This is a genomic window from Pseudomonas sp. PA-1-6B, from assembly GCF_021609545.1.
In the GTDB taxonomy this organism is placed as follows: domain Bacteria; phylum Pseudomonadota; class Gammaproteobacteria; order Pseudomonadales; family Pseudomonadaceae; genus Aquipseudomonas; species Aquipseudomonas fluorescens_BV.
This window is the reverse complement of sequence record NZ_WJZM01000068.1, coordinates 1-19,788: the sequence shown is the minus strand read 5'-3', so window position 1 is coordinate 19,788 and position 19,788 is coordinate 1. Positions and strand designations below refer to the sequence as shown.

Genomic DNA, 19,788 nt, shown 5'->3' with positions numbered 1-19,788 from the left:
GTACAAGCATCCGAAGAATAATCACGCGTTCCCAACCGACCGAGCAATTCTACTGCCCCCATCGACGCTTGCCTCACTGTGTGCTTTCTATGCCCAGATACTCTCTTCGTATTCTTTTGGTGGAGGATCACCCGTTTCAACTTCTGGCCACCCAATGCCTGCTCAACAGCTTCGGCTTCGATCAACTGACTGCGGTGGAAAACGCAGAGCAGGCCATACGCACAATGAGCCAGTCCGAACATCCCTTTGACCTGATGTTGTGCGACCAATGCCTGCCCGACCTGCCCGGACTTGAACTAGTGGAAATCGCCAACCGTCGGCGCTTCATTACCAGCGCTATTCTGTTAAGCGGGTTACCCACGCCAGAACTGATGAGCCTGACAAAACAAGCCTCGCAACGAAGTCTTCCGCTTCTTGGCTACTTATCAAAACCGTTGAACAAGGACGAACTTGAAAAGTTAATCGGCTTAACTTTTACCCCCCCTACGTAGGACTTTAAACATCTCCTTCGACGAAATACGCTACGAAGCCCGCCGTAAAAACTCAAGCCTATCACCATGCCACGATTGCGTTCGAAACGCTCACATGCTCTGTCACGACTACCCATCAACTTGTAGGCGTATACCTTTTTAATTGTAGGAACTTTCCTGTTTTGCATCTACTGCTCGTGCGCTTCATGCCGTGCCCTTATCTTCTGAGCTAATGTGCCCGCTTTATTTGCACCTGCATGGAATGTGATTATGAACTCAGTTTTTATTATCGATGACCACCCCGTTATCCGGCTTGCTATTCGAATGTTGCTGGAGCACGAAGGTTACAAGGTCGTCGGCGAAACAGACAACGGGTGCGATGCCATACAAATGGTCCGTGAGTGCCTTCCAGACTTGGTGATTCTGGATATCAGCATCCCGAAACTCGACGGTCTCGAGGTGCTCTGCCGATTCAATGCCATGAACACCTCCATGAAGACCCTGGTGCTCACGGCCCAGTGCCCGACGCTATTTGCTACGCGGTGCATGCGCTCGGGCGCCGAAGGCTACGTGTGCAAGGAGGGTGACCTGAGCGAATTGCTGAGCGCCATTCGCGCTGTCCTGTCCGGCTACAACTACTTCCCCAGCCAGGCATTGAGTGGCCCCGGAGCCGAAGGCATGGATGTCCAGGAGCTGGAACTGTTCAAGTCAGTTAATGACCGAGAGTTGATGGTCCTGCAACTTTTTGCGCAAGGTCGCACTAACAAGGAAATTGCCAAAGGTATGTTTTTAAGTAACAAGACGGTCAGTACTTATAAAAAGAGACTCATGCAGAAACTCAAAGCCAAATCCTTGGTAGAACTCATCGAGATGGCAAAACGAAACGCGCTAGTGTGAGAAAGCGGATGCCCAGGCGTATAAAGGACTATCTGATTATATTAAGTGCCGGTTTGTACTTCAGCACTACCGTGCTGGCGGAGCACCAAACCAGCCCGGAACGTTTCACCCTCTTGAGTCGTGCGGGAGCTGTTCAACTGGACACTCATTTTGACAAGGCCCAGCGCCAGTGGCTGCAGAACAAACGTGAACTCACGCTGGGGACATCCAAACCTGATTACCCGCCCTTCGACCTCACTTCCAGCGGCCATGACTACGAAGGCCTTACCGCCGACTACGCAGGATTACTGGCCAAGGCACTCTCCCTGCCAATCAATGTGATGCGCTACCCCTCCCGAGCGGCGGCCATTCGTGCCCTGGAAGCCGGGGAAATTGACCTGCTGGGCTCCTCAAACGGGTTTGAAGCTGCGACGCCAAATCTTATCCTCTCCGAACCCTATGCCGTGGACCAGCCGGTGCTGGTCACGCGCGAGGGAGAAACCCGCAGCCTCAGCGAAGGCCTCGATGGGCTGCGCCTGAGCCTTGTCTATCACTACCTGCCGCTCAACGAGGTGGAAAAGCTGTACCCCAAGGCGAGCATCCGCGCCTACCCGTCCTATCAGAATGCCTTGAATGCAGTGGCCTTCGACCAGGCGGATGTGTTTCTCGGTGACACCATTTCCACCCATTACATGATCAACAAGGGCTATCTCAAAAACATTCGCATGACCAACTTCGGCAAGCATGAAGCTTATGGCTTCAGTTTTGCCATGCGCCAGGACAACCGGATGCTACTCAGCATTGTCGATTCAGTCCTGGCCTCGGTGCCCATCAACGAAAGGGAAAGCATTGCCAAGCGCTGGAGCGCCGGCAGCGACATCCTGCTGACCGACAAGAAGCTGCAACTGACCCAGCGCGAAGAGCGCTGGCTCAAAGAGCATCCGGTGGTCACCGTGGTCGTCAACGAAACTTTCGCGCCCCTGACGTTCTTCGATGCAGACGGCAATTTTCGCGGTATCACCGCCGATCTGCTGGAGTTGATACGCCTGCGCACGGGCCTGCGTTTTTCGATCCAGCGCGGTCGGGACGTCAACGCGATGATCCACCAGGTGGCAACCCAGAACGTCGATATGATCGGAGCCATCGTTCCAAGCAACGAACGAGACTCACAGCTGAATTTCAGCCGCCCCTACCTCGAAAACTCCTATGTGCTGTTGACGCGCAAAGAGCCAGGGGCGCCCGCTAACATGGAGCAAATGGCAGGAAAGCGCCTGGCGCTAACCCAGGGCAACCCCTTGGCCGCAACCCTGAGCAAGGACTTTCCTGGCATTCACCTGGTGGAAACCAGTGATACATTCAGAGCATCTGAGCTGCTCGCACAGGGACAAGTGGAGGGGGCCGTGAACAGCCTGGTGATCGCCAACTACTTCCTGTCTTCCCAGGTTTTCCAGGACCGCCTGCAAATCAGCGCCAGCATCGGCACCACCCCCGCGACCTTCACTCTGGCCACCTCGCGCCAAGCCACGGAATTGAGCTCGATCATCGACAAGGCCCTGCTCAGCATTGCCCCGGATGAAATGGGTGTGATCAACAGTCGCTGGCGTGGCTACACCGCCGCCTCCGACAGCTATTGGCGTAATTACCATCAACTGATCGCGCGCATAATCATTGGCACCGGGCTGTTGCTATTGATTTCCCTGGCCTGGAACGCCTACATGCGTCGCCAGATCAAGCATCGAAAAATGGCCGAACGCGCCCTCAACGATCAGTTCGAGTTCATGCGTGCACTGGTCAATGAAACGCCCCATCCGATCTACGTGCGCGACCGCAATGGGTTGTTGCAGACCTGTAACGACAGCTACCTGCAGGTGTTCGACGTCAAGCGCGAAGAGGTGATCGGCAAAAGCGTGACCCAGATGACCATGGCGCTGGCGTCGGAGGCAGCCCAATATCATGCTGACTATCTGCGTGTGGTGGCCGAGGGTAACCCGCTGATCCTCGATCGCAGCCTGCATATCCACGACAAGAAACTGACTATCTATCACTGGATCCTTCCCTACCGCGACTCTACGGGTGAAGTCCAGGGCATCATCGGTGGCTGGATCGATATCAGTGACCGACGCCAGCTATTCGATGAACTACGCGCTGCCAAGGAGCGTGCCGACGAAGCCAACCGCGCCAAGAGCACGTTCCTGGCAACCATGAGCCACGAGATTCGCACCCCGATGAACGCTGTGATCGGCATGCTCGAACTGACGCTCAAGCGCGCCGACCAAAGCCACCTTGACCGTCCGGCGATCGAGGTAGCGTACAACTCGGCCAGAGACCTGCTGGAGCTGATCGGTGACATTCTCGACATCGCGCGTATCGAGTCCGGCCGCCTCAGCCTGGCGCCGGAGCGCGTCAACCTGCGGGAGGTCATTGAATCAGTGGTGCGCGTCTTCGACGGTCTCGCACGGCAGAAAACCCTCAGCCTGCTGCTGGAGTTCAAACCCGACCTGAACGATATCGAGGTGCTGATAGACCCGCTGCGCTTCAAGCAGGTGCTATCGAACCTTGTGAGCAACGCGATCAAGTTCACCGAACAAGGGCAGGTCAAGATCAAGGTCGAGCTGCAGCCTACCCAGGCCCCGGAGCAGATCGAGGTGAAACTGGTGGTGGAAGATACCGGCATCGGCATCAGCCGGGATGACCAACAGCGCCTGTTCGAACCCTTTGCCCAGGCGGACAACTCCGGGCAACTGGCGCGCAGTGGCGCGGGCCTGGGGCTGGTGATCTGCCGCAGCCTGTGCGCGATGATGGGCGGCCAATTGAGCCTGAGCAGCGTGCCCATGGTGGGCACCCAGGTGCACGTCAACCTGAGCATGCCTCGCCTGCAAGCGATCCAGGCGGTGGGTGAACACACGCCGCCAACGCCGGCCACCGCACGGGTGCTTAACGTACTGGTGGTAGATGACCACCCGGCGAATCGCCTGCTGATGTGCCAACAATTGGGCTACCTGGGGCATAAATTCATCGCCGCCGAGCACGGAGCCGCAGGGTTCCAGGCCTGGCGTAAAGAGCATTTCGACCTGGTAATTGCCGACTGCAACATGCCCATCATGAATGGCTACGAACTGAGTCGTTCAATCCGTGAATATGAGCAACGCGAACAATTGGTGCCCTGCGTGGTACTGGGCTTTACCGCCAACGCCCAGCCGGAGGAAAGGCAACGGTGCGTGCAAGCCGGCATGGATGACTGCCTGTTCAAACCCATCAGCCTTACCATATTAGAGCGCCAACTGGCACATATCGTCCCTGAAGCCGTGCCCCAACGGCTGGACCTCGAATGCCTGGAAGCGCTGACCGGCGGTGATCCACAGTTGAGTCGACGCTTGCTGGAGGAGCTGCTGAGCAGCAGCCTTCACGACCGCAGGGTCCTTATCGAACTGCGGGATCGACACGCGCCCCCCTCGGACATCATTGAGCAAGCCCACAAGATCAAGGGTGCCGCCCGCATCGTTCAAGCCCATTCGTTGGCGGGGCAATGCGAAACCTTGGAGCAAACCTGTTCTCGCAATGACGAGTGGGCCGTGATCGAAAGCGGCATCAGGGCCCTGGAACAGCTCATGCTGGAATTGGAGAAGATGCTGCGGGCTCAACTGGATGAGCTGCAAGACCCATAGCACCAAGGCCCGTCGTGGCGGGAGCGAGTAAATACGCTCCTACCGCGACCAGCATAAGTACCCACCGCTTCAGCAGTCGGTCAACTGCAGGAAAATCTCCGCCAGCCGCTCAATCCCCACCTGGTCCTGAGGGGTAAAGCGGCCCAGCAATGGGCTGTCGAGATCAAGGACACCAATCAGTTGGCCGTCCTTGACCAATGGCACCACCAATTCACTGTTCGAAGCGCTGTCGCAGGCGATATGGCCTGGGAACGCGTGCACGTCCTCCACGCGCTGGGTTTTCCGTGAGGCCGCAGCCGCACCACACACACCGCGACCAAACGGAATGCGCACACAGGCGATCTGCCCCTGAAAGGGCCCAAGCACCAGCTCTTCGTTACGATTGAGGTAAAAGCCAGCCCAGTTCAAGTCATCCAACTGGTTGAACAGGAACGCGGAAAACTGCGCACTGTTGGCAATAAAATCGCGCTCATCAGCCAGCAATGACTCCAGTTGCGCGCAGAGCATGGCATAGCCATCAAGGCCGCTGCCGGCCTGTTGTAAATCGATCATGGTTGACGTTCCAGCAATTTAAGACCCACCCAGTAACGGGCGAATTGATAGGCGCACCGGCCATTGCGGTTGCCGCGCCCAGTGGCCCAACGCACCGCGAGAACGTCAAGCTGCTCATCGCGTTGCCACTGCAAGCCGGCCTTGCTGGCCAACTCACCGATCCAGTGTTCCACCACATCCAGGAAATGCTCCTGGGTAAAGGGGTAGAACGACAACCACAAGCCAAAACGATCCGACAAGGCAATCTTGTCTTCAACCGCCTCGCTCGGGTGCAATTCGCCGTCCACGCGTTTCCAGTTGTCATTGTCGCTCTGGTTTTCCGGCACAAGGTGGCGACGGTTGGACGTGGCGTACAGCAGCACGTTTTCCGGCGCCTGTTCCAAGGAACCATCCAGCACGCTCTTGAGCACGCGATAGTCACCTTCGCCGGCCTCGAACGATAGGTCATCGCAAAACAAAATGAAGCGTTGTGGTAGCTTGACCAGTTGCTCGACCACCCGCGGCAGGTCAGCCAGGTGGTCACGCTCGATCTCGATAAGACGCAGGCCGGCGTTGGCGTGCTGGGCGAGCAAGGCCCGGACCATGGAAGACTTGCCGGTGCCACGCGAACCCCATAACAGCGCATGGTTGGCGGGTAACCCATCGAGGAACTGTTGGGTGTTGCGCGCCAGTTGTTCACGTTGTTTGTCGACACCGATCAGGTCCGACAGGCGCATGTCCAGGCTCACTTCCAACGGTAACAGGAAGCCATTGCGACCTTCGCGCTGCCAACGGGCGGCCAGGCATTGGTGCCAGTCGATCGCCTGGCGTGGGGCGGGTAACAACGGTTCCAGGCGAGCCAGCACCGCGTCGGCGCGCTCAAGAAAGGCATTCAATCGAGAATCCACAGCTATTCCTCTGGCAACTTCTTGCAAAAGATGGCGTATTGGCAACCCTGCGGCAAACTGCAGGGCTGCATCAAACAAACGATTCATGCCGGGCGAGCAAAAGCTTGTGGATGTTCAGCTATGCTTGCCGGGCGAAGGGAAACGCTAAGTGGTTCAACACTCGATGGATATCAAGTTCGCCCACCGCTTGTCTTATAAACAAGCCAGATTGACTGTGCTGGTCGGTTTCGTCTTGGGAACCCTGCTCAGTCTGATCCAAATCGGCATTGATTATGCCAGTGAAGACGCATCCATCAACCGTGAAATACGCTCACTGATTGAAATCAGCCATAACCCGGCGTCACGAATCGCCTACAACATCGATGCCGAACTCGCCCAGGAACTGACCTTGGGCCTGCTGCACTCCCCCGCCATCATCCGCGCGCAGTTGATCGACAACAATGGCGTGGTGCTGGCCGACGTCAACCGTCCGCGCAAGGAAAGCAACTATCGGCCGGTCAGCGATTTTCTGTTTGGTGCCAATCGCCAATTCGAAGACCGACTGTTTCTCAGCCATATGCCCAACGACTCCCTTGGTGTGCTACGCCTGGACGTCGATACTTATGCCTTTGGCAGCCGTTTCCTGCATCGCGCCGAGATCACTCTGCTCAACGGCTTCGCCCGCAGCCTGCTGCTCACCGGGATTTTGCTCGGCCTGTTCTACGTAATGCTCACCCAACCGCTGGTGCGCATTATCCGCGAGCTGAGCACACGCAAACAGGCGCGCCTGGATTGCCCACCGGGGCATGAACACGATGAAATCGGCGTGCTGGTCAGCGTCGCCAACCAACAATTCGAAAACATGGAAACCGAGATCCAGCAACGGCGCCATGCCGAAGATCGCCTCACGGAGTATCTGGGGCAACTGGAAAATATCGTTTCTGCGCGCACCCTCGAACTCAAGGCCAGCAACCAACGCTTGAGCCAGTCCAACGATGAGCTGGAGGCGGCGAAAATGACTGCCCTGGGCATGGCTCAGGCACGGGCAGCATTCCTGGCCAATATGAGCCATGAAATTCGTACGCCGCTCAATGGGTTGCTGGGCATGATTGCCCTCTCACTGGATAGCCCGCTGACCGCCGAACAGCGCCAGCAACTGTCCATTGCCCATGACTCAGGCAAAGTGCTGGTGGAGTTGCTCAACGATATTCTTGACCTGTCCAAGTTCGACGCCGGCCAGCTGGAACTGGAGCATATCCCGTTCGACCTGGGCTCATTGGTGGAAGACACCGCCAACCTGCTATCGCAAAATGCCGCTCCGAGTGTGGAACTGACCTGCCTGATCGACCCGCAATTTCCCGCTCAGGTGATCGGCGACCCTACCCGTGTGCGACAGATCGTTAGCAACTTGCTCTCCAACGCCTTGAAGTTCACCCGCTTTGGCCGCGTCGATGTGCGCCTGCGCGCCTTGGAAGGTCGGGTCAGCATTGAAGTGTGCGATACCGGCATTGGCATCGCCCAGGAAGCCCAGGTGAAAATTTTCCAGCCGTTCACCCAGGCCGGCGCTGGCATTACCCGCCAGTTTGGCGGAACGGGATTGGGCCTGGCGTTGACTCATAACCTGTGCGAAGCCATGCAAGGCCGCTTGAGTATCAGCTCGGAGGTGGGCTTTGGCAGCCAGTTCTGCGCCGACCTTCCACTGCCCGCACATTTGCCTGCCATGCACTATGCACCGCTCACGGGCGAGGTGATCGCCATTACCAACGCCGGCGGAGGGCTGACGGAGCTGCTCACCACGCTATTGCCCTCTTGGGGGCTGACACCGCGCTGCTATTCCCAGGACGATGATTTGAGCGGGCTGGTGCCCGACCTGTTGATCACCGACTGCCCTGAATGCTTGTTCCGCTTGCGCCCGGGCATCAGCGCGCCGATTCTGCTGGTTACCGCCTATGGCAACTTTTTGCCCAGCGAAGAAGTCACGGCCCTGGCGCCGCTGCAGCAACAAGCGCGCCCATTGAGCCGCAACGCGCTGTACCAGATCCTGCAACGCAACCTGCGCAGCGGCGCGCAACTGGTGCTCGACCCGGTCCAGATAGAAACCGCACCGCTTGCGCACCGCGCGCGCATCCTGCTGGTGGAGGACAACGCGGTCAATCAACTGGTGGCCAAGGGCATGCTCAGCAAGCTCGGGTGTGAGGTGATCGTCGCGGCCCATGGCGGCGAAGCCCTCAAGCTTCTGGAGGACCAGCGCTTCGACTTGGTGTTGATGGACTGCAACATGCCTGTGATGGATGGCTATGAGGCCAGCCGACAAATTCGCCGCAGCGGGCGTTGGCCGGACTTACCCATTGTTGCCTTGACCGCCAACGCGATGGCCGAAGAACGCGAGCGTTGCCGGGCCGCGGGAATGAACGATTACCTGGCCAAGCCGTTTCGCCGGGAAGAACTCAACGCCTTACTGGAACTGTGGGTACCTAAAACAACCAGCCTCTGATGGGTACCCGCAATATTGCGGTCATTTGAGCAGGGCTTCAATCTCCTGGGTCAAGTCCTGAGGCTTGGTGGTTGGCGCAAAACGCTTGACCTGCTTGCCATCACGGCCGATGAGAAACTTGGTGAAGTTCCACTTGATGTTCTTGGAACCCAGCAGCCCCGGGGCCTGTTTTTTCAACTGCACAAACAACGGGTGGGCATCGCTGCCATTGACGTCGATTTTCTTGAACAGCGGAAAACTGACACCAAAGTTCAGCTCGCAGAACTCGGATATCGCGCCTTCATTGCCAGGTTCCTGCTTGCCGAACTGGTTGCAGGGAAAGCCGAGCACCATCAAGCCCTGGTCCTTGTATTGCTGCCAAAGTTGCTCGAGGCCCTTGTACTGCGGGGTGAAGCCGCATTTGCTCGCGGTGTTGACCACCAGAATGGCCTTGCCGGCAAAATCGGCCAAGGTCTTTTGCTCACCCTTGATGGTGGTGCAAGGGATGCTCAGCAGGGAGTCGCTCATGGCAATGCCTCAAGTCAGGGAAAGAAGAGCCTTATTTGGAGCGAGCTTGCTCGCGAAAAACTATCAGACGCCGCGTTCATTCAGGAAACCCGCGGTATCGTTGACGTTTTTCGCGAGCAAGCTCGCTCCTACAGGGACCATGCAAGCCTAGCGCGGCACCAGCTCCAGGCATACCGAATTGATGCAGTAGCGCAGGCCCGTCGGCGGTGGGCCGTCCGGGAACACATGCCCCAAGTGTGCATCACACTTGGCGCACGTGACTTCGGTGCGAATCATGCCGTGGCTGACATCGCGGATCTCGACCATCGCGCTGTCGGCAATCGGCTCATAGAAGCTGGGCCAGCCACAGCCGGAATCAAACTTCGCCTTGGAATCGAACAGCGGCTCGTTGCAGCAGATACAGTGATAGACGCCGTCGGTCTTGGTGGCGTTGTACTTGCCGCTGAACGGTCGCTCGGTACCCTTGAGACGGCACACGTTGTACTGTTCCGGATCGAGCATCGCCTTCCATTCATCTACAGTTTTCTGCAACTTATCCATCGATACACCTCGGCAACTGAAAAACCCTGATCTGTGTCTTTTCCATGGATCAGGCGGCACGTATGATTGCGCCTCTTCAAAACGCCAGTCTGGCACCCGCGCCATCGGCATTCAAACGTATTTATGGGTGCGGGCCGTGCAGGCTTCACCCTACGGTAGTGCCTACGCCGTCGGGATCGTTCATTTTCAGGATCACATCGCCATGCAGGTCAGCAAATCGAACAAGCTCGCCAACGTCTGCTATGACATTCGCGGCCCAGTGCTCAAGCACGCCAAACGCCTGGAAGAGGAAGGCCATCGCATCCTCAAGCTGAACATTGGCAACCCGGCGCCGTTTGGTTTCGAAGCGCCGGACGAAATCCTCCAGGATGTGATCCGCAACCTGCCGACCGCCCAGGGTTACAGCGACTCCAAGGGCCTGTTCAGCGCGCGCAAGGCGGTGATGCAGTACTACCAGCAGAAGCAGGTCGAAGGCGTCGGCATCGAGGACATCTACCTGGGCAACGGCGTGTCCGAGCTGATCGTGATGTCCATGCAGGCGTTGCTCAACAATGGCGATGAAGTCCTGGTGCCAGCCCCGGATTACCCGCTGTGGACCGCCGCCGTGACCTTGGCGGGCGGCCACCCGGTGCATTACCTGTGTGATGAGGGCGCCGACTGGTTCCCGGACCTGGCCGACATCAAGGCCAAGATCACACCCAACACCAAGGCCCTGGTGATCATCAACCCGAACAACCCCACTGGCGCCGTGTACTCCAGGGAAGTATTGCTGGGCATGCTGGAACTGGCGCGTCAGCACAACCTGGTGGTGTTCTCCGACGAGATCTACGACAAGATCCTCTACGATGACGCCGTGCATATCTGCACTGCCTCCCTGGCCCCGGACCTGCTGTGCCTGACCTTCAATGGCCTGTCCAAGTCCTACCGCGTGGCGGGTTTCCGCTCCGGCTGGATCGCCATCTCCGGCCCCAAGCACAATGCGCAAAGCTACATCGAAGGCATCGACATGCTGGCCAACATGCGCCTGTGCGCCAACGTACCGAGCCAGCACGCGATCCAGACCGCCCTCGGCGGCTACCAGAGCATCAACGACCTGATCCTGCCCCAAGGTCGCCTGCTGGAGCAACGTAACCGCACCTGGGAGTTGCTCAACGCTATCCCCGGCGTGAGCTGTGTGAAGCCCATGGGCGCGCTTTACGCATTCCCGCGGATCGACCCGAAAGTCTGCCCGATCCTCAACGACGAGAAGTTCGTGCTCGACCTGCTGCTGTCGGAAAAACTGCTGGTCGTGCAAGGTACCGCCTTCAACTGGCCATGGCCGGATCACTTCCGCGTGGTGACATTGCCACGTGTGGATGACCTGGAGATGGCGATTGGTCGCATCGGTAACTTCCTGAAGTCCTATCGCCAGTAAGGCAATTGACGCTGTACGACTCACAAAGGGTCGTACAGCGATTATCTGGCAACACTTCTATGTCACTTACTTGCGGTTGTACTTCATTTGGCCCCTGCCAATGACGTGCCCCCTATAATCACGGGGCGACAGGGTAGCATCGGGTCGATCAGGGCTGACAATACAGGTCGGAAAATCCCTTCAAGGCCCTACGCCAACGGTGTAGGACACAGTTTGAAATAGTCCCCCGGTTGAATCACCCCATGCCGCACCTTATATACCCCGCAGTGAGCGACATATTAAGCATGAGGAGAATTCTACAACCATGATGCGCATCCTGCTGTTCTTGGCCACTAACCTGGCAGTCGTACTGATTGCCAGCGTCACCCTGAGCCTTTTTGGCTTCAACGGGTTCATGGCGGCCAATGGGGTTGATCTGAACCTCAATCAGCTGCTGATTTTCTGTGCAGTCTTTGGTTTTGCCGGTTCGCTGTTCTCGCTGTTCATCTCCAAGTGGATGGCAAAGATGAGCACCAGCACCCAGATCATCACGCAACCACGCACTCGCCATGAACAATGGCTGATGCAAACCGTGGAGCAGTTGTCTCAAGAAGCAGGCATCAAAATGCCCGAAGTCGGGATTTTCCCGGCTTATGAGGCCAACGCCTTTGCGACCGGCTGGAACAAGAACGACGCGCTGGTGGCCGTGAGCCAGGGCCTGCTGGAGCGGTTTTCGCCCGACGAAGTCAAGGCGGTGCTGGCCCACGAGATCGGTCACGTGGCCAACGGTGACATGGTCACCCTGGCGCTGGTACAGGGCGTGGTGAACACCTTCGTGATGTTCTTTGCGCGGATCATCGGCAACTTCGTCGACAAGGTCATCTTCAAGAACGAAGAAGGCCGTGGCATTGCCTACTTCGTGGCGACCATTTTCGCCGAGCTGGTCCTGGGCTTCCTGGCCAGCGCCATCGTGATGTGGTTCTCGCGCAAACGCGAGTTCCGCGCAGATGAAGCCGGCGCACGCCTGGCGGGCACCAGCGCAATGATCGGCGCGCTGCAACGCTTGCGCTCCGAACAAGGCCTGCCGGTGCATATGCCCGACAGCCTGACCGCCTTCGGCATCAACGGCGGCATCAAGCAGGGCCTGGCTCGCCTGTTCATGAGCCACCCGCCGCTGGAAGAGCGGATTGACGCACTGCGTCGCCGGGGCTGATAGCCGGATGACTCAACAAGGGGGCGATCTGATCGCCCCTTTTTTGTGCCTGCTGATTTCACCGCTCGCCCCTACAAAAGGAAAAACCCTTTTAGCGCCTGGTCAGCCGATAAGCACGCTCTTCAAGGCGAGTAACACCGTCCTGCAGGAACTTTCCGCTCTCCCTCAGGATGTCCCGCTCCTCCAGCCGCTCCAACGCCCAATGCAGTGCAAATAGCACCTGCACTTCCTCGTCCGTGACAGCAAAGGGTGGGCCGGCCTTCTGCCCCTGGTCGTAATCGAGGGTAATCAGCAACCCCTGGCAGCCTGAGGGCAGCAAGGCATTCAGATGCTCTGCGTATTGCGCGCGCATCAGTGGCGGTAATGCTATCAACGCTGCGCGGTCATAAACGGCGCTGCAACCGGCCAGCGCCCCGGCATCGAGGCTAAAGAAATCGCCACACCACAGCTCGATCATGCTGGCCTGGTAGACCTTGAAGGCGCCCTGCTGACTGACGTGCGGCACAAGCCCCTGCTCGCTGAAGAACGCCTCAACCGCCTGCTCCGACAGCTCCACGCCCACTACCTGGTACCCCTGGCTCTTGAGCCATACCAAGTCGAGGCTTTTGCCACATAACGGCACCAGCACTTTTGCCCCCTCGGCCACCCCCAGCCTTGGCCAGTGCCTCTGCAAATAGGGATTAACCTCGTGCTGATGGAAACCGATCTGATTGCTCGCCCAGCGGTCCTGCCAAAATTCAGGCTGCATGAATCACTCCGAAAATTCGATCAAAGGGCGCTAAAACTTATATTAGATTTAGATCGATGATCTGATTGAAGATGGCTCCATCTTAACCCTCAGGACTCTGCTCATGCTCCCCAGCCTGTTTATCTCCCACGGCTCGCCCATGCTGGCCTTGCAACCCGGGGCCAGCGGTCCTGCGCTGCAGCGCCTGGCTGCCGAACTGCCACGGCCCAAAGCCATTGTGGTGGTGTCGGCGCATTGGGAAAGCCCGGACCTGCTGGTCAGCGGCAGTGCTGCCCCCGAAACCTGGCACGACTTCGGTGGCTTTCCGCGCGAGCTGTTTGCGGTGCAATACCCCGCGCCGGGTGACCCGCAGCTGGCCAGTGAGATCGTCGAACTGCTGCACGCCGACGGTCTGGCTGCACGTATTGACGAGCAACGCCCCTTCGACCACGGCACCTGGGTCCCGCTGTCGCTGATGTACCCGGCAGCGGACATCCCGGTGGTACAAGTGTCCTTGCCCAGCCGCCTGGGCCCGGCTTTGCAGACTCGAGTCGGGCATGCACTCGCGAGCCTGCGCGAACAGGGTGTGCTGCTGATCGGCTCCGGCAGCATCACCCACAACCTGGGCGAACTGGATTGGCGCGCCGGGCCGGAGACGATCACACCGTGGGCCCGGGAATTTCGCGACTGGGTGGTCGACAAACTAGCGGCCAATGACGACGCCGCCTTGCATGACTATCGCCGCCAGGCGCCACATGCCGTGCGCAGCCATCCCAGCGATGAACATTTGCTGCCGCTGTACTTTGCGCGGGGTGCGGGCGCAGATTTCAGCGTGGCGCACCAAGGCTTCACACTGGGTGCCTTGGGCATGGATATCTATCGCTTTGGCTGACACCGTTATACCTGTGGGAGCTGGCTTGCCTGCTCTCACAGTTGATCGCGTCGGAGCCTAAAACATGAGGCGAAAAAAATCCCCGAACCAGTCGGGGATTTTTTATGTGCGATCAATCAGCCCAAGGGCGGATCAATCTTCGCGGTAGCGACGCAGCTTGAGCTGCTTACCGGCAACGCGAGTGTCTTTCAGCTTGGCCAGCAGTTTTTCCAGGCCGTCTTCCGGCAGCTCCACCAGGGAGAAGCTGTCACGCACCTGGATGCGACCGATGGCTTCACGTGCCAGGCCACCCTCGTTGAGGATAGCGCCCAGCAGGTTCTTGGCCGCGATACCATCACGCGCGCCCAGCGCGGTACGGCAACGAGCACGGCCTTCAGCCAATGGCACTGGAGCACGACGCTCACGGTCACCACGGTCTGGACGGTCACCGGAACGCTCTGGACGATCACCGCGTGGCGCGCTGTTCGGAACCAGTGGACGTTCCTTTTCGATGGCTGCCAGGGTCAGGGCCTGACCATTGGTAGCTTTGCGCAGCAGGGCTGCAGCCAGGGCACGCGGGGTGCAACCGATATCGGCGGTCAGGCGGTCCAGCAGGTCGCCGTGGGTCGATTCAGCGTCAGCCACCAGTGGCGCCAGGCTGTTGGTCAGTTTCTTGATGCGCGCATCGAGAACGGCCTGGGCATCCGGCAGGCGGACTTCGGCAACTTTCTGGCCGGTAACACGCTCGATCACTTGCAGCATGCGGCGCTCACGTGGAGTCACCAGCAGCAATGCACGACCTTCGCGACCGGCACGGCCAGTACGGCCGATACGGTGAACGTAGGACTCTGGATCGTAAGGCATGTCAACGTTGAACACGTGGGTGATACGTGGAACGTCGAGGCCACGGGCAGCAACGTCGGTCGCCACAACGATGTCCAGACGGCCATCCTTGAGGGAGTCGATCACGCGCTCACGCTGGTTCTGGGCAATGTCACCGTTCAGCGCAGCGGCTTTGTAGCCTTTGGCTTCCAGGGCGCTGGCCAGGTCCAGGGTCGCTTGCTTGGTGCGCACGAACATGATCAGGGCGTCGAAGTCTTCGACTTCCAGCAGGCTCAATACAGCCGAGGTCTTCTGGTCAGCGTGAACCAACAGGTGAGCCTGTTCGATCGCGGTAACGGTCTGGGTCTTGGTCTGGATCTTAACGTGCTCCGGATCGCGCAGGTGGCGTTCGGCAATGGCACGGATGGACTGCGGCAGGGTAGCCGAGAACAGTACGGTCTGACGGGTCGCTGGCAGTGCCTTGAAGATGACTTCCAGGTCATCCATGAAGCCCAGCTTCAACATTTCGTCAGCTTCGTCCAGAACCAGGTGGTTCACGGTCGACAGGACTTTTTCGTCACGACGCAGGTGGTCGCACAGACGGCCCGGAGTGGCGACAACGATCTGTGCGCCATTGCGGATTGCCTTGAGTTGTGGGCCCATAGGCGCGCCGCCGTAAACGGCCACAACAGTTACACCCGGCATTTGCTTGGCGTAGGTTTCAAAGGCGGTTGCTACTTGCAGCGCCAACTCACGGGTTGGCGCCAGGATCAGGGCTTGCGGCTCGCGCTTGGCAGGATCGATGCAGTGCAGAATAGGCAGGGCGAACGCGGCGGTTTTACCGGTACCGGTTTGCGCCTGGCCAATCATGTCCTTACCGGCCATGATGATCGGGATCGATTGCTGCTGAATCGCCGAAGGTTCTTCGTAGCCGGTCGCTGCGACGGCTGCAAGAATATTCGGGTTAAGATTAAAAGCGGCGAAGCCGCCGGTTTCCTGGGTCATGGGTCTGCCTCTAAGTGCATCCGCAAAGACCCATGCTCCAAAGCTGCGCATGCCGTGTTGAGACTCAAGAGTCGCCCTGGCTGCTTTGTCGGCGGGGATTTGCGAAAACGAATGAATGAAAAAGATTCGTCAAGGAAGAGTCCGCTGTGCGGACGTGCAGCCGAAGCTGACTTCGGGGAATTGCGCTACCTAAACGCGGCCCGGTTAAAGGCCGGCGCGCACTATACCGGAAATAGCTGAAAAAGGGAGCTTTTTTTATCGCCAGGCGCCGATAAACCGCACTGGGTCACGCGCTTTGCAGATCCGTGCGCCAGGGTCTATTTTTCAAAGGCCCGGCCCTGTTGGTCATCGAGCTTAAACGGTTCACCCACCCATTGAGACCCTTTGGTCTGAAACCTCACCTGCGCCCCGAGGGCACACCCGATGAATCAAGCCAGTAGTAGCCGTGTCAGCCGCGCACTTGAGGGCCATGTTCTATTGCTAGGCCTGGACCGCGTGGCCAAGCGCAACGCCTTTGACCTGGATTTGCTCAATGACCTGAGCCTGGCCTATGGCGAATTTGATCGAAACGATGACGCACGTGTGGCCGTGGTGTTTGCCCATGGCGATCACTTCACCGCAGGGCTGGACCTGGCCAATGTCAGCGGCGTAATGGCCGGCGGCTGGCAACCGCCGCTGGGAGGGTGCGACCCGTGGGGGGTGTTTGCCGGCCCGCGCGTGAGCAAGCCGGTAATCGTCGCCGCCCAAGGTTACTGTCTGACCATCGGTATCGAGTTGATGCTGGCGGCAGATATCAACCTCTGCGCCAGCAATACCCGCTTTGCCCAGATGGAGGTGCAACGCGGCATCTTTCCGTTTGGCGGCGCGACATTGCGCTTCCATCAGATTGCCGGCTGGGGCAATGCGATGCGCTGGCTGCTCACCGGCGACGAATTCGACGCCCATGAGGCCCTGCGCCTGGGGTTGGTGCAGGAAGTGATGGCCAGTGAAGACCTGTTGCCCCGTGCCATTGAATTGGCCAACCGCATTGCGCGCCAGGCGCCGCTGGGTGTGCAGGCCACGTTGATGTCGGCACGCCTGGCGCGCATGGAGGGTGAGGCCGTCGCAGCCGCCGCGCTGCCGCCCATGGTGGGTAAACTGCTCAACAGTGAGGATGCCAAGGAGGGTGTTCGGGCGATGATCGAGAAGCGGCCCGGGGTGTTCAAGGGGATTTGACCAAACTGAATTAGCCGTCGCTAGTGAGGGCCTCTTCGCGGGCAATCCCGCTCCCACAGGGGATTGCATTTCAACACAGAGTGCAATTCGACTGTGGGCTTGCCCGCGAAAGCGTCCGAACTGACAACTAAGTTGCTGGCCGAATCGCCTTGATCAACGGCTGCAAAGAATACCCCAATCGCGGCGCCAAGGCTTCGGCGCGGGCTGACAGCGCATCCAGGTCCAGCACCTGATCCAGCTCCGAAGGCACCAATAGAATCACATTGCCCTCCTTCACCGGCAGCTCCCAGTAATGCCGGTGGTACAACCCACGCAGCAACGCCGCCCCCAGCGGTTTGCCGTCATCGGTGGCCCACTGGTTGATCACCAGCCAGCCGCCGGGGTTGAGTTTCTTCTGACAGTTTTCCAGGAAGGTCCAGGCCAGATGCCCCACGCCCGGGCCGACATCGGTGTAGAGGTCGACGAAAATCAGATCGGCCGATTCAGCACTGTCGAGCAATTGCAGCGCGTCACCAATGCGGATGTACAAGCGCGGATCGTCATCCAGCCCCAGATATTCAATCGCCAGGCGCGGTACATCGGGGCGCAGCTCAATGGCTTCGACATCCTCCAGCGCCAGGAACTTGAGGCATGCCTGGGTCAACGTGCCCGCGCCCAGGCCGAGGAACAACGCACTTTCCGGCTGTTCATGGCACAACGCGCCGATCAGCATCGCGCGGGTGTAGTCGTACTCCAGCCAGCTCGGGTCAGCGGTGAACACACAGCTTTGCTCGATGGCGTCGCCAAATTCGAGAAAGCGGTAATCAGCCACTTCAAGCACACGGATCATGCCGAATTCATCATGGACTTCGGCCAGCAGGCGCTCGACACGCTCCTCGCTCATCACTACTCCTAAAGGGTTTACCGCACGACAAAGGCGCGATTGTCGGCCAAGCGGCAACCACAGGTCACGCACTAATTGCTGCTAACATTGGCGCCCTAACATCCACCTGCAAACGAGTTCATGATGAGCCACCCCTGGAGTCCCGATAGCTGGCGAGCCCTGCCGATCCAGCAGCAACCCCGATACCCGGACGCCGCGCACTTGGAGCAAGTGGAGCAGAGCCTGGCGAGCTACCCGCCCCTGGTGTTTGCCGGCGAAGCCCGCGAATTGCGCCGTCAGTTTGCCGAAGTGACCCAGGGTCGTGCCTTCCTGCTGCAAGGTGGCGATTGCGCCGAGAGCTTCGCCGAGTTTTCCGCCGCGAAGATCCGCGACACCTTCAAGGTGCTGCTGCAGATGGCCATTGTCATGACCTTCGCAGCCGGTTGCCCGGTGGTGAAAGTCGGGCGCATGGCCGGCCAGTTCGCCAAGCCACGTTCGGCCAACGATGAAACCATCGACGGCATCACCCTGCCCGCCTACCGTGGCGATATCGTCAACGGCATCGGCTTCGACGAAAAAAGCCGCGTGCCAGACCCGGACCGCCTGTTGCAGTCCTACCACCAGTCCACCGCCACCCTCAACCTGCTGCGCGCCTTTGCCCAGGGCGGTTTTGCCGACCTGCACCAAGTGCACAAGTGGAACCTGGATTTCATCGCCAACTCCGCCCTCGCCGAAAAGTACAGCCAACTGGCCGACCGCATCGACGAAACCCTGGCCTTCATGCGCGCCTGTGGCATGGACAGCTCGCCGCAATTGCGCGAAACCAGCTTCTTCACCGCCCACGAAGCGTTGCTGCTCAACTATGAACAAGCCTTCGTACGCCGCGACAGCCTGACCAACGATTACTACGACTGCTCGGCGCATATGCTGTGGATCGGCGACCGTACCCGTCAGTTGGACGGCGCCCATGTCGAGTTCCTGCGCGGGGTGAACAACCCTATTGGTGTGAAAGTCGGACCGAGCATGAACCCGGACGACCTGATCCGCCTGATCGACATCCTCAACCCGGATAACGACCCTGGCCGCCTCAACCTCATTGCCCGTATGGGTGCAGGCAAGGTCGGCGACCATTTGCCCAACCTGATCCGTGCCGTGCAGCGCGAGGGCAAGCAAGTGTTGTGGAGCTGCGATCCGATGCACGGCAATACCATCAAGGCCAGCAGCGGCTACAAGACCCGCGATTTTGCGCAGATCCTGGGCGAAGTGAAGGATTTCTTCCAGGTGCACCAGGCAGAAGGCAGCTACGCCGGCGGGATCCATATCGAGATGACCGGGCAGAACGTCACCGAATGCATCGGCGGCGCACGGCCGATCACCGAAGACGGCCTGTCGGACCGCTATCACACCCATTGCGACCCACGGATGAATGCCGATCAGTCGCTGGAGTTGGCGTTCCTGATTGCCGAGACCTTGAAACAGGTAAAGCGCTGACGTTTTATCGACGGGGATGACGCCATCGCGGGCAAGCCCGGCTCCCACATTTGAACGCGTTTCTCTGTGGGAGCCGGGCTTGCCCGCGATAGGCATAGGTATCTACATAACTCTGTTAGCTCAACGGTAACCACGATGCGAAGCGAGCCGCTCTTGATCTGCTTTTGATCTTAGGCGCCCCGTTAAACCACGCTGGCCGGAATTCGACAGGGATTTGGG

The 19,788-nt window shown here is 58.9% G+C and carries 16 protein-coding genes; 9 read left to right on the top strand and 7 right to left on the bottom strand.

Going from position 1 to position 19,788, the window contains the following annotated elements:
* The first annotated feature begins 89 nt into the window (after window positions 1-89).
* The 3 genes from GIV35_RS23880 to GIV35_RS23870 all read left to right on the top strand — a co-directional run bounded on the left by GIV35_RS23880 (window position 90) and on the right by GIV35_RS23870 (window position 5,011).
* Window positions 90-491: a response regulator gene (locus GIV35_RS23880; protein WP_105226264.1), complete on the top strand. Its 402-nt coding sequence runs from the start codon at window positions 90-92 to the stop codon at window positions 489-491.
* Window positions 492-740: 249 nt separating this feature from the next.
* Entirely contained in the window at window positions 741-1,367 is a 627-nt protein-coding gene (locus tag GIV35_RS23875; protein ID WP_034127160.1) for a response regulator transcription factor, read from the top strand.
* 8 nt (window positions 1,368-1,375) lie between these two features.
* Window positions 1,376-5,011, top strand: a complete 3,636-nt coding sequence (locus GIV35_RS23870) for a transporter substrate-binding domain-containing protein (RefSeq protein ID WP_236265143.1) — start codon at window positions 1,376-1,378, stop codon at window positions 5,009-5,011.
* A gap of 69 nt (window positions 5,012-5,080) precedes the next feature.
* Here the strand turns inward: GIV35_RS23870 and GIV35_RS23865 are convergent, their stop codons facing one another.
* Together GIV35_RS23865 and GIV35_RS23860 are read right to left on the bottom strand one after the other, a co-directional pair.
* Window positions 5,081-5,563 carry a GAF domain-containing protein gene (locus tag GIV35_RS23865; protein WP_073521721.1) on the bottom strand — a complete coding sequence of 161 codons (483 nt, stop codon included), beginning with the start codon at window positions 5,561-5,563 and terminating at the stop codon, window positions 5,081-5,083.
* The gene (locus GIV35_RS23860; protein WP_034127157.1) at window positions 5,560-6,450 is read right to left on the bottom strand and encodes an ATP-binding protein; all 891 of its coding nucleotides are present in this window, start codon (window positions 6,448-6,450) and stop codon (window positions 5,560-5,562) included. The genes GIV35_RS23865 and GIV35_RS23860 overlap by 4 nt, the downstream gene beginning before the upstream one ends.
* A 163-nt stretch (window positions 6,451-6,613) precedes the next feature.
* Between GIV35_RS23860 and GIV35_RS23855 the strand changes: the two genes are divergently transcribed.
* Window positions 6,614-8,923 carry a hybrid sensor histidine kinase/response regulator gene (locus tag GIV35_RS23855; protein WP_236265142.1) on the top strand — a complete coding sequence of 770 codons (2,310 nt, stop codon included), beginning with the start codon at window positions 6,614-6,616 and terminating at the stop codon, window positions 8,921-8,923.
* A gap of 21 nt (window positions 8,924-8,944) precedes the next feature.
* Here GIV35_RS23855 and GIV35_RS23850 read toward each other — a convergent pair whose 3' ends face one another.
* Together GIV35_RS23850 and msrB are read right to left on the bottom strand one after the other, a co-directional pair.
* Window positions 8,945-9,430, bottom strand: coding sequence for a glutathione peroxidase (locus GIV35_RS23850; RefSeq protein WP_236265140.1), 486 nt, complete (start codon window positions 9,428-9,430; stop codon window positions 8,945-8,947).
* Between the two features lie 147 nt (window positions 9,431-9,577).
* Window positions 9,578-9,970, bottom strand: coding sequence for a peptide-methionine (R)-S-oxide reductase MsrB (gene msrB / locus GIV35_RS23845; protein ID WP_034127154.1), 393 nt, complete (start codon window positions 9,968-9,970; stop codon window positions 9,578-9,580).
* 202 nt (window positions 9,971-10,172) lie between these two features.
* Between msrB and GIV35_RS23840 the strand changes: the two genes are divergently transcribed.
* Entirely contained in the window at window positions 10,173-11,384 is a 1,212-nt protein-coding gene (locus tag GIV35_RS23840) for a pyridoxal phosphate-dependent aminotransferase (RefSeq protein WP_044273990.1), read from the top strand.
* A 304-nt stretch (window positions 11,385-11,688) separates the two neighbouring features.
* Window positions 11,689-12,576, top strand: coding sequence for a protease HtpX (gene htpX, locus GIV35_RS23835; protein ID WP_003189904.1), 888 nt, complete (start codon window positions 11,689-11,691; stop codon window positions 12,574-12,576).
* A 91-nt stretch (window positions 12,577-12,667) separates the two neighbouring features.
* Here htpX and GIV35_RS23830 read toward each other — a convergent pair whose 3' ends face one another.
* Entirely contained in the window at window positions 12,668-13,324 is a 657-nt protein-coding gene (locus GIV35_RS23830) for a thiopurine S-methyltransferase (RefSeq protein ID WP_105226260.1), read from the bottom strand.
* Between the two features lie 103 nt (window positions 13,325-13,427).
* On the opposite strand from GIV35_RS23830, the gene GIV35_RS23825 reads away from it, so the two are divergent.
* Window positions 13,428-14,195, top strand: a complete 768-nt coding sequence (locus GIV35_RS23825) for a DODA-type extradiol aromatic ring-opening family dioxygenase (protein WP_105226259.1) — start codon at window positions 13,428-13,430, stop codon at window positions 14,193-14,195.
* A gap of 132 nt (window positions 14,196-14,327) precedes the next feature.
* On the opposite strand, the gene GIV35_RS23820 is transcribed toward GIV35_RS23825, so the two are convergent.
* A complete protein-coding gene (locus GIV35_RS23820; RefSeq protein WP_014717677.1) occupies window positions 14,328-16,001 on the bottom strand; it encodes a DEAD/DEAH box helicase in 1,674 nt (557 codons plus the stop codon).
* A 423-nt stretch (window positions 16,002-16,424) separates the two neighbouring features.
* Here GIV35_RS23820 and GIV35_RS23815 point away from each other — a divergent pair, with 423 nt between their 5' ends.
* The gene (locus GIV35_RS23815; protein ID WP_202691380.1) at window positions 16,425-17,216 is read left to right on the top strand and encodes a crotonase/enoyl-CoA hydratase family protein; all 792 of its coding nucleotides are present in this window, start codon (window positions 16,425-16,427) and stop codon (window positions 17,214-17,216) included.
* A gap of 127 nt (window positions 17,217-17,343) precedes the next feature.
* Here the strand turns inward: GIV35_RS23815 and GIV35_RS23810 are convergent, their stop codons facing one another.
* Window positions 17,344-18,099 carry a spermidine synthase gene (locus GIV35_RS23810; RefSeq protein ID WP_034127149.1) on the bottom strand — a complete coding sequence of 252 codons (756 nt, stop codon included), beginning with the start codon at window positions 18,097-18,099 and terminating at the stop codon, window positions 17,344-17,346.
* Window positions 18,100-18,222: 123 nt separating this feature from the next.
* Between GIV35_RS23810 and GIV35_RS23805 the strand changes: the two genes are divergently transcribed.
* Window positions 18,223-19,569: a class II 3-deoxy-7-phosphoheptulonate synthase gene (locus GIV35_RS23805; RefSeq protein WP_105226257.1), complete on the top strand. Its 1,347-nt coding sequence runs from the start codon at window positions 18,223-18,225 to the stop codon at window positions 19,567-19,569.
* Window positions 19,570-19,788: the final 219 nt, after the last annotated feature.